This is a genomic window from Streptomyces sp. NPDC005931 (assembly GCF_042871235.1).
In the GTDB taxonomy this organism is placed as follows: Bacteria; Actinomycetota; Actinomycetes; order Streptomycetales; family Streptomycetaceae; genus Streptomyces.
Genome location: NZ_JBIAIG010000007.1, coordinates 86,892 through 101,747, shown reverse-complemented (window position 1 = coordinate 101,747; position 14,856 = coordinate 86,892). Strand labels below are relative to the sequence as shown.

Genomic DNA, 14,856 nt, shown 5'->3' with positions numbered 1-14,856 from the left:
AGTTCGCGCGATGAAGAGCGTTCAGGCACCGGCTCCCCCGTACATCTGATAAAGCTGCCGGCCGCGCAGGGCGGCCGCGGCGGAGATCTTCTCCAAGGGCAGGGGCGCGGCGCGATCGACGTCGTCGCCGACGGTGGCGCGCAGCACCTCGTCGACGAGCACGTCCGCGGCGTCCGGGGGCATGCCCGCTCCGGCGCTCTCGGCGATGGCGCAGAAGAACTCGTGCAGGTCCGCGACATGGATCGGTCCGAGGTGGGTGCGCCACACGTAGGGGTCGACCGACGGCTGCAACTGTCCGGCGTAGGCGATGAGAACGATGCTCAGCCGGTCGCCGGCCTCACCTCTCGCCACGGCCTCCGCCAGGTTCTCCACCAGGCGCAGAGCCTGCGGGGTGAGCGCCGTGGTGACCAGGCCGTCGAAGACCAGCCACACGTCCCGCGCGGCCGCCCGCATGTGTTGCTTGGCGCGGTTCACCACGCGTCGGACCCGGGCGTCCTCCGAGGCGAAGGGATCGTCCTGGCCGAGTTCCCAGCCGAGCTGGTCTTCGAGTTCGGCCACGATGTCGCTGACCTCGACGGGTTGCGCGTAGGCCGACAGGTCTATCTTGTACGGCCTGGTGCCGTGCCGGCGCAGGACATGGCAGAGCAGATACCAGGTCCAGGTCTTGCCGGACCGCCGGTCGCCGTCGACGATCAGCACTCGGCCCTCGGGTACGCCGAGCATCTCGCGCAGCGTGACGCGCAGTTCGCGCCGGTCGATGAAGGCGCGCGGCACTCCTGAGCCGAGCAGGAGGGCGGCGCACGGGTCCGACGTGCGGTCGGGGTCCTCCTGGGTGAGGAGCAGCTTGAAGATGTCGTACGCGGCGCTGTTCTCGTCCCTCGAGACGACCTGGACCAGTGTCCGCAGTCTGCCTTCTCGGGCCGCGTGCTCCAGAACGCGCGGCCATACGTCGGTCAGGGGGCCCTTCCAGTCCACGGCGACCGGGCTCATGCCGGCGGTCTTGACCAGACGCCGTACGTCGTCCTCGAGCTCGTAGGCCTGGAGCAGCGCGTCCAGCAGTTCGCGGGCCTGGGGATCGTCGTCGAGGGTGAAGACCGTGTGGTCGAGCAGGTGTACCACCGTCTCACCTCAGCCCCGCGATCGCCATGCCGGCGACGACCCGCTCGATCCTGACGCCTTCGTTGCGGTATTCCGTCCGCTCGCTCAGCCGACCCGTCCAGGTGTGGCGGCGGTGCAGTGCCACGAGCCGCCACCGCTCGTCGAAGACGGGCGAGCCCGACGATCCCTTGTCGGTGTCCGTCCAGTACTGCACGACCTGGTCGTCGACATGACGGACGACGTTGTGCCGTGCGGCCAGCTTCTTCACCCCGCCGTTGGGGTGCTGGACGATGTAGACCCGGTCTCCGACCCCCACGGTCGCCCCCTCGTCGAGACGCAGGACGACCGCCTGCTCGGGCATGGGCTCGGCCACTGCGATCACCGCCCAGTCGTCCGTGGCGTCACCGGCGACCGTGGCGGGATCGCAGGCCACGGTGACGTGTTGCAGGTCGCGCCCGTCCAGGTCCCGCTCGTATCCGAACCACGCCTCGACACGGGCCATGGGGCTTCCGTCGGACGCGTGCAGGACGTGGTGGTTCGTCAGGAGGAGCTCACGCCCCACTCGGAAGGCGGTACCGTGGTAAGGATTGCCCTGACGGTCCGTCACCCGTAACTGGCAGACACCTGTCGCCTGTTCCGTTCCCCGTCGGAGGAACGCCACGTCCTGGAAGGTGGCGGTGCCGAAGATCTGCCGCTCTTGGATGCCCGGGGCGGTGAAGTGCTTCCACGCGCCCGGCGGGGGCTGGGGTTCCGGGGCCTCCACACGCGGATGGTCCGCGGTGAGTTCCCGCACACGCTCGGCCACGGCGGCGTCCGGTCCCTGCTCGATCTGGGCGAGCAGCGGCCTCAGCTTGTTCTGATTGCGCGCGACGGTGATGAGGTCGAACCAGAGTGCGCTGCTCGTCTGCTGCCACTTCACGTACTGGGTGGCGATCCCCGCCTGCCGGGCCATGGACCTCGCCTCGGCCGGGTCGTCGTAGGACGAGGCGAGAAGGTCGCGCAGTTCGCGAGCACCCGCCGCGCTCCAGTCGAAGGGAAGGCTGTCCAGGAAATGCGTCATCGATGTCACCTTGTCGAGCAGTGCGGTTGCGGCCCGGTCACCTCTCGGGCTGGAAGGACCAGTAGGATCCGTCCGCGTGCGGCACGGACACCAGTCCGAAACGCTCGGACGGGGAACGGGCCTGCCGCAACAGCCCGTAGACGTCGGCGAGGACGGACCGGTGGTCGCCCACGTACGAGTGGCCCATCAGCCCGGTGTCCAGGGCTGTGGCGTCGATGGTGTCCAGACCGGCTGCCACGACGATCCCCGGACCGGCCTGACCGGCTCGTGGGGCGGCGGCCATGGCTCGGGAGACGGCGAGCGCCCGGTCGGCGGACGAGGCGTACAGGGTGCAGCCCTCCGACTGCCGGACGATGCGGGGCAGTCGCTGCCGGAACACCTCGGCGTCCACGTCGGGAGCAGCGAAGATCACCTGGCCGAGCCGCCCGGAGCCCTGGGGCAGGCGCGTGGTGTCGAGGTCCGCGAGCGCTTCGGTGAGCACCCTGTTGCCCATGCTGTGGGCGATGACGTGCAGTTCACAGACGCCCGTCGCGGTCAGCACGAGGCGCAGGAACCGCTGGAAGGACGGCACCGACCTGCTGACGGAGTTCTCGTCGGCGGCATAGCCGCCCACGCTGCCCTTCGACGGCCAGCTGTACAGCAGAGGGACGCCGGTGAAGTTGAGGTCGTAGGCGATCTGGGCGGCACGGATCGCGGCCGCGCCGAAGGTGACGTTGTAACCGTGGACGAACAGCAGCCCCTGCCGGGGCTCGCACCCGGAGAGCCGCCGGCCGGCCAGATCCTGGAAGTCCTCTGCGGTCGACGTCGTCACGGAACCGAGCGTCGCGACGTCGGCAGGGGTGGGCCGGAAGCGCAGCCGCCACCGGCGGGGCTTCTCCGCGGCACCCATGCGGTGGTCGTCGGGAATCGCCACGCGCAGCTCCCCGTACGTCAAGGGGCCGCTGTTCCCACCGAAGCGGACTCCGTCCGGTGCGGTCTTCACGGCTGCCCGGTCCGTGGCGAAGAGGACGGGAACGAGAAGGGAGCGCTGCCAGGGGACCCAGTGCGACGGCGGGGGAGCCGGGCCGAACCGTTCCCGGCCGTCGGCCAGGCTCTTGAACTCCTGGGCCAGCAGGACGCCGAGCGGCTCATGGGCTTCGAAGGCCGCGGCCACCTCTCGGGCCGCCACGTCGACCGCGTCCGGGGCGGCATCCCCAGTGTCCCGTGCGCGGTCCAGCGCACGCAGCCCCACGAGTACACGCGCTTCCAGACGCTCGAGTTCTGTCTCACTCAATAACCCGGCCGCTTTGGTCCACACGCGTGCCACCGCGGGCACCAGCGGTCCCCAGTCCTCCACTCGTCCCCCCACGGACCTCGATGCGCTGCCCGGGACACCATGGCCCCATCCGCGCATCATAGGGGCTGCGGTGGCGGGTCGGCGCCCGGTGGGCGAGGGCCCGGGTGCCCATGGCGCGTGGACGCTGCGGGTCGGGGCGCGGGGCACGGGGCGCGTGCTCGTGGCCGTAGAGTGGGCGCGTTCGCGCTCTCTTGCGCGCCCGTTGCACCCATGTGCTCCCGCCTGCGCCGTGCGCACCCACCTTTGGGGCCCGGCTCGGAGGACCATGGAGCGCAACTGCCGTTCGGGGGACGGCTTTGGAAGACGCGACAGACCACGGTCCACAGCGTCGGCAGATCGGCGCATGGGTGGTCGAGGGGGAACTCCGGCCGGGGCGGGATGGGCGTCGTCCACGCCGTGGTGCACAGCAGTGACGGCCGCCACAGGGCGCTGAAGGTCGTTCGGCCGGACAGGACCGTGGGCTGCCGCAGCCGGCCGACGACTGGATCGTGCAGCTCGAGCGGGAGATCGCCGTGCACCGTGGGGTGCGGCATCCGCCCGTCGTGCGCGTGGACGAGCACGGGCGATCCCACTGCGCAGGGCCGGCGGCCCCGCGGAGTCGCTGCGGGTGTGACCAGGCCATCGCCGCAGCCATAGGAGCGTCCAGCGCCGCGTGCCGGGCGGCCCGCGCGGCATCGGCGTGGGCGCTACGCCAACAGTGCGGCCGAGCACTCCTCGGTGAGGTGCTCGGCATACGGCGGCAGGGGCTCGCCCGCTCGCAGGTGTCGGCGGACCACGGACAGCGGTAGATCCACCAAAGCGAGGGCGACCCGCTCACGACTCCGCTCGTCCGTTGCTCCCAGGGCCTCGGCGAGGGCCCTCAGGGAGGCGAACACGCGCTCGTTGCCCAGGTCGGAGCGCCGGATGTGTGCTTCGGACCAGTCGGCGCGGCCGAAATCGGCGGCGCCGTACAGGAGGACGGCGGCCTCGTCCGGGTTGGCTCGGCTCCAGCCCACCACGTGCCGGGCGGCCGCGCGCGCCGCCAGGTGGGGATCGCTCTCCCGGGCGAGGGCGGCGTGGTAGCCGTCCTGAAAGCGTTCCACCGTCCGCAGCCACACCTCCGCCAGGAGCGCCGCACGTCCGGCGAAGCGGTGGTAGACGGATCCGCTGGGAGCGCCGACGGCGTGGGCGACCGCAGACATGGTGACAGCGGGCGGCCCGCCGGAGGCCGCGAGGCGGACGGCCGCGTCGAGGAGCTGATCGGTGTCGAAGCGGGGTGGTCTCACCATGAATCAGAGAGTACTCTCCATTTAATTGGAGGGATTCCTCCAATACTCATGGAGGAGGAGCATCATGGCCGTCCACAACGTCCACGAACGCCTGCTGGCCGCGGAGGAGAGCGAGGTGGGAGCTCTCATCGACACCCTGGCGAGCGGGGACCGCGACCTCCTGTGGCCCGGCCGCGACTGGTCGCCGATGGAGTTCGACAGGCCACTGGGTCCTGGCGCGGTGGGCGGCCACTGGCCGGTGGGCTACACCGTGTCCGGATACGTTCCCGGGCGCTGGATCCGGTTCGAATTCACCCGGCCGCGAGGCTTCCACGGCTTCCACGAGCTGGCCGTGCTGCCGGCCGGCCCAGGGTGCACCCGGATCCACCACACGCTGACCATGTCCACCACAGGCCTGGCTCGGATCACTTGGCCGCTGGCGTTCCGCCCCCTGCACGACGCCTGCTTGGAGGACGCCTTCGACCGGGCGGAACGCGCCTGCACGGGCACCGTCGCCAGCCCGGCCCGCTGGTCGCCGTACGTGCGCGTCCTGCGTGCGCTGGCTGCTCGCGCGGCAGGGAGGAGGCCCGGTTCTGTCTCTCTGGCCGGCGTCGGGCGATGAGCATGCCCGCGAGGTGGAGTGCGGCCTTGGAGCCAGGGGCCGGGTCGGAGGTCTGCCGGACCGCCGCGGGGTCACTCGATGAGGGACATCACCGACTCGAAGGCGGGCCCGTCGCCCCTCTGGCCTGCGGTGTGGCGAAGGCGAGGGGCCGTGCGTGGCCGTCTGTGGCCAGGTGGACCATGGTGCTCCGCCCGGCGCGTGAGCGTCCGAGCGCATGATGAGCGGGCTCGCCGGGGTGGACTGCCCTCTCCTGAGTGCTCCGGCGTGCTGGTTTGCCCGGACAACCGTGGAGAAGGTTCTTTCAGCCCGGCTTGAGGAGGCCGGCTTGGACGACGGCGCGGCCGAAGGGGCGTGCGAGGTCGGCGAGGCGTTCGCAGTCGGCGTCACCCAGAGCGGCGTAGGCGGGAAGGGCCAGATGGTCGGTACGGTCCTCGATGTGCTGGCGCAGGCGTACGCCTTCCGTGCTGAGGGAGTCGCCGTCGAGGAGACCCCGCTTGCGCAGGCGTTCCTCGGTGTCGGCCCACTCCTCCTCGGGCCATGCGCGGCTCGCTTTGAGGAAGCCGACGGGAACCTCACCGGTGGCGGCGTGCAGAACCAGGGCTTCCAAGCCGCCGACGCCTTCGCTCAGCAGGATTGCGACATGACCGTCTCCCCTGAACTCCCGGAGCAGGGTCTGGTAGTGCCACAGTTGGAGCACCGGATCTTCCGGCCACGGCAGTGCGGCATGCGCGGCGAACAGCGGGCGGCCGTGGCCGTGGTCGCAGGCCGCCTCGGCGGCCCGGCGGGTCAGTACCAGGATGTCGTCCAGGCCGGGCACCTCGTGGACGCCAGCCCGCCGCAGGGCCTCGCCCGCCGCGGTGTGCCGCGCGTCCAACACATGCTGCGGCGTCGTCGTGTCCCAGGCCCCGTCGACCGCCTGCCGCACGAAATCGGGATTGAAGTTGTAAAAAGTCGAGATGATCAGCTCGGCGGATGCCGGGCCGAAGGCGGCGCTGCGCGAGGTGAAGTACCCGGCGCGGCCGGTCAGTCCCAGGTCCGCGTACCGGCGCCTTGCCTCGGGGGCGAAGTAGATCATGGCGTGTACGGGCTCGAGCCGACGCCAGGCTGCTCGCGCTGTCTTCATGGGTCTACTTTCTGCAGGAGTCAACAGCCGGGGTGTTCGTGGTGATTCCGTACTCGCCGTCCGCTCGCAGATGTTCGCCCAGCAGGCGGCTCAGCGTTTCGGGTGCTTCCTCGGGGACCCAGTGGCTGACACCCTCGAGGATCTCGAACCGGTACGGCCCGCTCACCCACCGTCCGGTTTCCCGCGCGGCCGCCGGGCCGAACGCGGTGTCCTCCGTGCTCCAGACGTACAGCGTGGGCACGTCGATGACGCCGATCGCGCCTTCGGGGCGGCCCGCCCGGTACCAGTTCAGCGCCGCGGTGAGAGCTCCCGGCTGGGACAGGTGCCGCACGTAGGCCTCGGCATTGTCCTGCGGGATCTTTCCGGCGTAAGCGGCGCGAAGCTTGTCGGCGTTATTGGCGAGCATGCGCTCTTCGGTCGCGGGCGTTTCACGCCAGTCGAGCATGTAGCGTGATCGTTCGCGTTGGTCCGGGTCGGTGCGCAGGGTGGTGGCCAGAGCGCCGGGGTGGGGGGTCGAGACGACCGTCAGGGTGCGGACCCGGTCGGGGTGGGCATCGGCGGTCCACCACGCCACCGCCCCTCCCCAGTCGTGCCCGACCAGGTCGAACGATGTCCAGCCCAGTTCCTCCGTGAGGGTGAGCACGTCCTCGACCAGGACAGAGATGCGGTAATCCTCCGGCCGCTCGGGGCGGACCCCGGGGGAGTATCCACGCTGGTCAGGGGCGACGACCCGGTAGCCGTGCGCGGCCAACGCCGCGATCTGTCGCCGCCACACCAGCCTGGTCTGCGGGAAGCCGTGCAGAAGCAGCACTGGGCGGCCCTCGGACGGACCCGCCGCGATCGCGTCGAACACGCCCGCAGCGGTGGAGATGCTCAGCTCGGCCACGAACCCACCCCTTCACGTCGGATGGCCGGTCGGTTCAGATAGTGATTGAACTTGACGCCAAATTCAACTACAGCCGGGCCCTCGTTCGCCTTACGGGCGGATGGCGCCTGTCATTGGTGACCAGACGGGCGGAAGCAGGCAGGCGACAAGAGGTCAACCGTCATCGTCGCGACGGCCAGGACATTGATCGGGAAGACGTACCAGCAACGTGTTCAACGACACCCAAGCGAAGGAGCTTGCCGCCCGTGCCCTTGCGCACCGGCCGACCAGGGCTGCGCCGGGCCGCCTGGCCCAGTGACCGCTCATAGGGTCGGCAGCGGGCTGGAGATCGTCCGCAAGGAGCAGGCCCAGCGTGTCTTTGAGGGTCACCCGAGCGGTGGGTGGGGGAGCGCACTCTCTCGTGCACCATGCCCACCGCCACCTCGCCAAGACTGCGACAGCAGCCCCACCCCTTCGGAGACGATGGCCCGTCGGGCGATGATCGATGTCATGGTCCGTCGACTCGCCCGAGGTCGACCGGCAGCCCGAACCGGTCCACGATCGATCTCGCGCGCTGCCGGCGAGCTCAACCACCGTGCGGCGGGAGGCTTTCCGCTCACCTCATGAACGCGATCACCAGCGGATCCGACTCCGGCGCGATGTAGTCGTATGTCGGAGCGTCGACGTGGCAATGATCGCTTGTATCAGCCTCGGAGGCGAAGCTCTCAACGTTGTCGGCGAGGAGGTCGAGAGCATCCCGCCCTCCCTGGATCCTCAGAATCCGGTCCACCGTGACGATCGAAACGGTGTCGCGCTCCGGATCCTCCCGGAACGCGATGCCGGACAACGACCTCTCGTAGGGGAAGGGGCGCCGGTTCTCCAAGAGATCACGGCTGCCCGCCTTTCCCCGCAACAACTGCCCGAGCGCCAGGAGCCCTCGACGCGTCCCGGAGAGCTTGAGCTCTCCGGTCTCCCCGCTGTACAGAACCTGCAACATCGCATCCCCTCCGGCCGGCCGATCCTACAGATCGCCAAGGCGGGCACGCGCGGCCCTGCCGGTCCTACGGGAATGTCTCCAGCACATGACGGAGGAGTCCGTCAAGCACGACCAGGGCCATGCCGAGGCACCGTGCGCTCCGTTCGCGGTCGCCCAGGTCGCCCAGGTCGCCCAGGTCGCCCAGGTCGCCCAGGTCGCACAGGTCGCACACGTCGCACACGGCCGCTCGATACTCGCCGTGCAGGCACCGACGCGCATCCCGCCTGTCGCACGATGCTCACTCATGAGTCCGGTGTCGGATTCACGTACAGTTGCGGAAATGGACAGCACCGCGTACGAGGACGGCGAGAAGGCACCGCCGGTGGCCCCCCTCTCGCACCTTCGTGAGCCGCCAACGACGAAGCGCGGAGCGCGGACAAGGGCCGCGTTGGTAAAGGCCGCGCGAAAGATCTTCGAGCGTGACGGCTACCTCGACACCCGCCTGACCGACATCACCAAAGAGGCCGGATGCGCGGCGGGATCCTTCTACACCTACTTCGCCGGCAAGGAAGAGGTGCTTGCCGCCGTCCTCCTGGAGGCGCAGGAGGACATGATGCATCCCGGTATGCGCCGCGTGCTGGTCACCGATGATCCGTATGCCGTACTCGAGGCGAGCAATCGCGCGTACCTCATGGCGTACAAACGGAACGCCAAACTGATGGCCCTGCTGGAGCAGGTGGCCCAAGTGGAGCCGGAGTTCCGTGAGTTCCGAATGCGGCGCACCGACGCGTTCATCCGTCGCAACGCCCGCGGCATCGCCGACCTGCAGGCGCGGGGTGTCGCAGACCGTGAGGTCGATCCATTGATGGCTTCGCGTGCGCTGTCGGGCATGGTCAGCGTCATGGCCTACAACGCTTTCGTGCTCGGCGAACAGCAGGAAGAAAGCACTCCGATGGACTTCGAGGAGCTCGTGTCCACGGTCACCCGGCTCTGGGCGAACGCCCTGCGGTTCCCCGGCCACCGCTGACCCGCCCCGAACCGTTCCCTCCCGTCCTTCTCACCACTCCAGCCGATCCCGTGCAGGACGTGATCAACCATGGCGAGGGTGCCGACGGCGGAGTCGTCGCCCACGGCGACGACGATGCCGACCGCACCCCCGGCCGGATCAGCTGAGGGGCTTGGCGAGGACTGCTTTGCGGTGGCTGAAGGTCTCTATGGAGTAGCGGCCGTGGTAACGGCCCATGCCGCTTTCTCCCACGCCGCCGAAGGGCAGGTCGGGGACGGTGAGATGGGCCAGCGGCAGGCCGAACCCGAGGCCCCCCGAGGAGGTTTCGACGGCGAGCCGCTCCCGGGTGGAGTCGGAGTCGGTGAACGCGTACAGGGCCAGTGGCTTGTCGCGGTCGTTGATGAAGGTGATGGCCTCGTCGAGCCCGGCGACTTCGACGATCGGGAGGATCGGGCCGAAGATCTCCTCCTGCATGACGGGTGCGTCCGGTGACACATCGGCCAGGACGGTCGGCGCGATGTACTTGGTATCGCGGTCGTACACGCCGCCGCTGACCTGACGGCCGGAGTCGAGGAGGGCGGTCAGCCGGTCGAAGTGGTGTTCGTTGACGATACGGCCGTATTCCGGGGAAGTGGACGGGTCGCTGCCGTACAGCGTCTCGATGGCCCCGGCCAGGGCGGACTCCAGAGCGCGTGCGGTCTCGGGGTCCGTGAGGACGTAGTCGGGAGCGACGCAGGTCTGTCCGGCGTTGAGGAACTTACCGGCCGCGAGACGAGCGGCAACGGTGTCCAGATCAGTGCCCCGCTCCACGAACGCCGGGGACTTGCCGCCCAGTTCCAGGGTGACGGGCGTGAGGTGTCGGGCGGCCGCGGCCATCACGATGCGCCCGACCGTGCCGTTGCCTGTGTAGAGGATGTGGTCGAAGCGCTGCTCGAGCAGGGCGGTGGTCTCCGGCACCCCGCCTTCGACGATGGCGACGGCGTCGGTGTCGAGGTACCGCGGCAGGAGGCGGGCGAGCGCGGCGGAGGTGGCCGGGGCCAGCTCGCTGGGCTTGGCCACCACCGCGTTTCCCGCCGCCAGCGCACCGGCGACCGGGGCCAGCAACAGCTGTGCCGGGTAGTTCCAGGGGGCGATGATCAGCACGACACCCAGCGGGTCGTACTGCGTCCAGGCGCTCGCCTCCCCGATGAACGCGGGGACGGGTGCCGGTTCGGGGCGCAGCCAGCCGTCGAGGTGCTCCAAGGTGTGGTCGATCTCGCGTATGACGAAGTCGATCTCTGTGCGGTAAGCCTCGGTGTGGCTCTTTCCCAAGTCGGCATGGAGCGCCGCGGCGAGTGTCTCCCCCTGTTCGGTGAGCAGGGTACGCAGCCGGCGCAGCTGCCCCGTACGCCAGTCCACGGGCTTGGTGGTGCCGTTGCGGAAGGTGGCGCGCAGCCGGGCGACGAGCTCGGCCGGCTGCTCGGACGCAGGGTTGTTCATGGTTCCTCACAGGTGTGGTGTGTGGACGGTTGCTGTCGCCCGTGCCGCGGGGCGGGCCCGGGCAGTGGCGCCGACGGGGAGATCAGCCGCCGATCAGGATGTCGATGATGTTCCGCGCGAGCTGCTCCGACGAGGCGGGGTTCTGGCCGGTGTGCAGATTGCGGTCCGTCACGACGTGAGAGCTGAACGGGGCTGCCGCGGTGAAGTCCGCCCCCAGTTCGACGAGGCGGTCCTGAAGCAGCCACTTGGCCTTGTCGGCGAAGCCGGCCGCGGACTCCTCGGCGTTGGTGAAGCCGGTCATGCGGTAGCCGGCGAACGGCCAGCTGCCGTCCTCTCGCCGGGCAGCGAGCAGGGCCGCCGGGGCATGGCACAGCACCGCGAGCGGCTTGCCGGAGTCCAGCGCCGCGGTGAGCAGGCGGCCGGAGTCGGCGTCCACGGCGAGGTCCTCCATGGGGCCGTGGCCGCCGGGGTAGAGGACGGCATCGTACGCGTCAAGGTCGGCCTCTTCGAGCTTGACGGGGTTCTCCGGGTCGGCGCGGATGGAAGCCAGGTAGGCGGCGATGGCGTCGGCCTGCTCCCTGCCGCCGGCGGAAGCGGCGGCGAGGCTGACGGCGTCGACGGTCGGAGCCGCGCCACCGGGTGTGGCGATGGTGACGTCGAACCCGGCTTCGCGGAACAACCGGTGCGGTGTGGCGAGTTCCTCAGCCCAGTAGCCAGTGGGATGCGGGGTGCCGTCGGCGAGCGTCCAGTGGTCGGCGCCGGTGACGACGAACAGAACGGTGGTCACGACTGTCTCCTTCGATGTACGTGGGTCGAGCGGGGGTGGGTGTGGATGGCCGGCCGGCTGCCGGTGACGGTGCGGTGGCGAGCGGTTGCTCGGGCCACAGTGGTGATGATCTTGCCGCGGATGCGGCCCTCGCAGTTGAGGTGGTGGGCGTGGGCGGCCTGACCGAGGGGAGAGCGTGGCGGCCACCTCCACCGCGGCTCCTCGCGCTCGGCGCGCTCGGTGAGGGGGGCCTCGAGCTCCGGGCGTGGGGTCGCACGAAGACCTACGCGCCGGTGGCGGTGGCGCACCCGCGGTGGGGCTTGTCAGGCAGCGGCTGTGGCAACGGCCGGCTCTGCGGCGGACCGGTGTTCCGTGCGGGGGGCCTCCTGTTCCCTTTTGAGGCCGATCAGTGAGACGGCCAGGACCAGGGCGAAGGCGACACCGGCGAGGGCGAAGCTCAGGGTGAACTGGCTCTCGGCGGGCAGCGGGGGCACTCCGGCCGGAAGGTGCTCGAGAGTTCTGGAGGCGAGGAGCGTTGTGATCAGCGCGCTGCCGATCGAGCTGCCGACGGACCGGGAGATGGAGTTGATGCCGTTGGCGATGCCGGTCTGGTGGGGTGGCACCCCCGCGACGATGAGGGCGGGCATCGCGGCGTAGCCGAGGCTGATGGCGGTGCCGACAGCCATGGCGGCGGCGATGACCGAGGGCGTCGAGGAGTGTGCGGCGGCCAGCCATGCGAAGCCGACCACGCCGATCACCGCACTGAGCGCCAGGGTGAGGCGTGGACCGATCCTTCGGATCAGCACGCCGCCGAACTGGGAGGTCACCAGGGAGGCGATCGTGCTCGGCAGCAGGAACTCGACGGAGGCGCGGAGAACTGAGGCGCCGAAGCCGTAGCCTGCGACGTCCTTCGGTACCTGTGCCAGGTAGGAGACGCCGAGGAACTGGGCGAACATCCCGAACCCCACGAAGAGGCCCGCAAGGTTGCTGAAGAGCACCGGGCGGTGGAAGAACATCCTCATGTCGACCATGGGTTCGCGGACACGGTTCTCGATGAAGCCCCAGAGGCCGGCTGTCACGACCGCTCCCGCGAAGCTGCCCAGCGTAGGGGCGGAGGTCCAGCCCCACTCGTGGCCCTGGGAGATCGGCAGAAGCAGCAGAACCAGGAAGAGGCCGAGGCTCAGGGCGCCGAGTATGTCGGTGCGTCCGCCGGTCTTGCTGCGGCTCGCCGGTACGAGGAGGACAACGGCGAGCAGGGTGATCACTGCGAGGCCGGTGGCCAGCCAGAAGACGCGGTGGTAGTCGGGGTTCTCGCCCCGGGTCAGCAGGCCGGTGGCCACGAGTGCGACACCGCTGCCGAACGCCAGGGTTCCGCTGACCAGTGCCATCGCTCCCGGCAGACGGCGGGCAGGTACCTCCTCGCGGAGCACGGACAGAGCGAGCGGGAAGATCGCGGTGGCGGCACCCTGCAACACGCGGCCGACGATCAGCCAGAGCAGCGAGTCGGTCGTGGCGGCCAGGACGGAACCGACGATCATCACCGCCAGCACGCCGATGAGGGTCGGTTTCTTGCCGTGCTGGTCGCCGAAGCGGCCGAGCAGCGGGGTGAAGACGGCTGCGGAGAGCAGGGTCGCGGTGGTGACCCAGCTGACCTCGGCCGCGCTGGCGCCGAGGCTCCGCTGTATCAGGCCGAGGATCGGCACCACCAGCGTCTGCATCATCGACACGATCATCGCGGCGAGGCTCAGGGCCAGGACGACCGCGGTCTCGGCTCGTTGTCGTCGGTGCGGCGGAGCAAGGGGCTGTGGCACGGGAGCTTTCTCCGTTGCGGGATGGAGGCGTCGGGACCTCGACGAGGTGAAGGGTCGCCAGGTAGATGCTTGGTACAGTCAAGCAGTGCACGAGACGGTAAACGTCGAAGGTTGAGGATGTCAACCTTTGAGGTTCGCTTACACTTGAGGCATGGCCCAGACCCCAGCCCCGCCCGCCGAAGGTTCCGCCGCACAGGGCAGCGATCCTGCTCACGACGCACTCATGGAACGCTTGGCACGCGCTGCTGCCGGTTACTACCGCGACCTGACGGCGGCGGCTGCCCTGCACGGGCTCACCATGACGCAGGCGAAGATGCTCATTTTGCTTCGGCAGCCGCTGCCCATGCGTGCCCTCGCGGGACTGCTGGCCTGTGACGCCTCCAACATCACCGGGCTCGTCGACCGACTGGAGGCCCGTGGTCTGGTCTCCAGGCACCACGACGCGGCCGACCGGCGGATCAAGAACGTGGTCGCCACCGAGGAGGGAAGGGAGGCCGTCCGCCTCATCCGGGCCGACATGCGGGCCACCTCGGCAGCCTTTGCTCGCCTGGACGAGGAGGGCCGTCGCAGTCTTCACGAACTACTGGGGCGCATGCACCCCGACCCGGCCACCTGACCGCTGCGGGGGTGCCGACCGCTGCCGGTATCTCGCGAACGTGCAGTGTTCCCTGGTCGCGTTTCCGGGCTCCCCGGCAGGCGCGGCACTCGGCGGGTGCGGCAACCGGGGGCATGCGGTGCTGTGAACCGAATGGGTCGAGGGTGCGGTCGTTCAAAGGGCTCTGTCGATGTGTCGGCTTGCTCGCGCAGACGGTGGGTCCCGGCCGGGAACGGATATCGGCCCCTGTGGACCGGGTGACGAACCGGATCCCCACCGTCTCCACCGCCATCGCGCCGAGTATTTCTTGGTGACCACGGTCGGCTTCCCGGCCCCATTCCACGGCCGCCCCGCCTCCGAGTCGGTCTGCACCTCCCGCGCGACCGGCGCCCCCCGAACTCGACACCTCGCCACCCTGTGCCGGTAACGGTTTCACAAGGGGTCCACGAGGCATCCAGGACGGCTCGGCGGCCGGGTGGTGCTCGCAATGAGGCGCGGATGCCCGAAAGAACGTCCGGAAACGTCTGCGGAAGCGAAGGCAGCACCTTCACCCAGGTGCTGCCATGCCCCGGAGAGTGAACAGCGCCCACACCGCCACCAACGGCGACCGTCGACTCGTAGGCCCGGGTCCTGACGCGCGTCCTGCTCAGAACCCGGCATTCCCGGCGGTGTTACATACCCCACTTCTCCGACGGTGACTGAGCACTCGGAGAATCCGCCGCGTTGACCCCAGTGACCGGTGACCTTCCCGTAGACCGGTGAGTGAGGTTCGCACATGAAAAAGGAAGCTCCGAAAGCGACCGAGCGGCAGCTCTCGACTGCTGATCGTCCCCCGGCCCGTATGCGGGCCCGTATGCGCGTCTCCTGCCCCC

The 14,856-nt window shown here is 69.7% G+C and carries 14 protein-coding genes; 3 read left to right on the top strand and 11 right to left on the bottom strand.

Going from position 1 to position 14,856, the window contains the following annotated elements; genetic code table 11:
* Positions 1-21 precede the first annotated feature (21 nt).
* From ACFYOV_RS18360 to ACFYOV_RS18345, 4 genes are all read right to left on the bottom strand, one after another.
* The gene (locus ACFYOV_RS18360) at positions 22-1,119 is read right to left on the bottom strand and encodes an effector-associated domain EAD1-containing protein (RefSeq protein ID WP_389088953.1); all 1,098 of its coding nucleotides are present in this window, start codon (positions 1,117-1,119) and stop codon (positions 22-24) included.
* 4 nt (positions 1,120-1,123) lie between these two features.
* Positions 1,124-2,158, bottom strand: a complete 1,035-nt coding sequence (locus ACFYOV_RS18355) for a trypsin-like peptidase domain-containing protein (protein ID WP_389088951.1) — start codon at positions 2,156-2,158, stop codon at positions 1,124-1,126.
* A 37-nt stretch (positions 2,159-2,195) separates the two neighbouring features.
* A complete protein-coding gene (locus ACFYOV_RS18350; protein WP_389088950.1) occupies positions 2,196-3,431 on the bottom strand; it encodes an alpha/beta hydrolase in 1,236 nt (411 codons plus the stop codon).
* A gap of 749 nt (positions 3,432-4,180) precedes the next feature.
* Complete coding sequence (locus ACFYOV_RS18345; RefSeq protein ID WP_389088949.1) at positions 4,181-4,762, bottom strand: TetR/AcrR family transcriptional regulator; 582 nt, start codon at positions 4,760-4,762, stop codon at positions 4,181-4,183.
* Positions 4,763-4,826: 64 nt separating this feature from the next.
* On the opposite strand from ACFYOV_RS18345, the gene ACFYOV_RS18340 reads away from it, so the two are divergent.
* The gene (locus ACFYOV_RS18340; RefSeq protein ID WP_389088948.1) at positions 4,827-5,363 is read left to right on the top strand and encodes an SRPBCC family protein; all 537 of its coding nucleotides are present in this window, start codon (positions 4,827-4,829) and stop codon (positions 5,361-5,363) included.
* A 301-nt stretch (positions 5,364-5,664) separates the two neighbouring features.
* Here the strand turns inward: ACFYOV_RS18340 and ACFYOV_RS18335 are convergent, their stop codons facing one another.
* The 4 genes from ACFYOV_RS18335 to ACFYOV_RS18320 form a co-directional block, all read right to left on the bottom strand.
* Positions 5,665-6,486, bottom strand: a complete 822-nt coding sequence (locus ACFYOV_RS18335) for a hypothetical protein (protein ID WP_389088946.1) — start codon at positions 6,484-6,486, stop codon at positions 5,665-5,667.
* A gap of 4 nt (positions 6,487-6,490) precedes the next feature.
* Positions 6,491-7,363 (bottom strand): alpha/beta fold hydrolase, encoded by an 873-nt coding sequence (locus tag ACFYOV_RS18330; protein WP_389089236.1) that lies wholly within the window; start codon positions 7,361-7,363, stop codon positions 6,491-6,493.
* Between the two features lie 604 nt (positions 7,364-7,967).
* Positions 7,968-8,348, bottom strand: coding sequence for a hypothetical protein (locus ACFYOV_RS18325; RefSeq protein WP_389088945.1), 381 nt, complete (start codon positions 8,346-8,348; stop codon positions 7,968-7,970).
* 64 nt (positions 8,349-8,412) lie between these two features.
* Positions 8,413-8,568, bottom strand: a complete 156-nt coding sequence (locus tag ACFYOV_RS18320; RefSeq protein ID WP_389088943.1) for a hypothetical protein — start codon at positions 8,566-8,568, stop codon at positions 8,413-8,415.
* Positions 8,569-8,667: 99 nt separating this feature from the next.
* Between ACFYOV_RS18320 and ACFYOV_RS18315 the strand changes: the two genes are divergently transcribed.
* Positions 8,668-9,354, top strand: a complete 687-nt coding sequence (locus ACFYOV_RS18315) for a TetR/AcrR family transcriptional regulator (RefSeq protein ID WP_389088942.1) — start codon at positions 8,668-8,670, stop codon at positions 9,352-9,354.
* Between the two features lie 138 nt (positions 9,355-9,492).
* Here the strand turns inward: ACFYOV_RS18315 and ACFYOV_RS18310 are convergent, their stop codons facing one another.
* The 3 genes from ACFYOV_RS18310 to ACFYOV_RS18300 form a co-directional block, all read right to left on the bottom strand.
* Positions 9,493-10,812 carry an aldehyde dehydrogenase family protein gene (locus ACFYOV_RS18310; RefSeq protein WP_389088939.1) on the bottom strand — a complete coding sequence of 440 codons (1,320 nt, stop codon included), beginning with the start codon at positions 10,810-10,812 and terminating at the stop codon, positions 9,493-9,495.
* An 82-nt stretch (positions 10,813-10,894) separates the two neighbouring features.
* On the bottom strand, positions 10,895-11,599 hold the full coding sequence (locus ACFYOV_RS18305; protein WP_389088937.1) for a type 1 glutamine amidotransferase domain-containing protein: 705 nt from the start codon (positions 11,597-11,599) through the stop codon (positions 10,895-10,897).
* Positions 11,600-11,901: 302 nt separating this feature from the next.
* Positions 11,902-13,389: an MFS transporter gene (locus tag ACFYOV_RS18300; RefSeq protein ID WP_389088934.1), complete on the bottom strand. Its 1,488-nt coding sequence runs from the start codon at positions 13,387-13,389 to the stop codon at positions 11,902-11,904.
* Positions 13,390-13,540: 151 nt separating this feature from the next.
* Here ACFYOV_RS18300 and ACFYOV_RS18295 point away from each other — a divergent pair, with 151 nt between their 5' ends.
* Positions 13,541-14,005: a MarR family winged helix-turn-helix transcriptional regulator gene (locus tag ACFYOV_RS18295; protein ID WP_389088931.1), complete on the top strand. Its 465-nt coding sequence runs from the start codon at positions 13,541-13,543 to the stop codon at positions 14,003-14,005.
* Positions 14,006-14,856 lie beyond the last annotated feature (851 nt).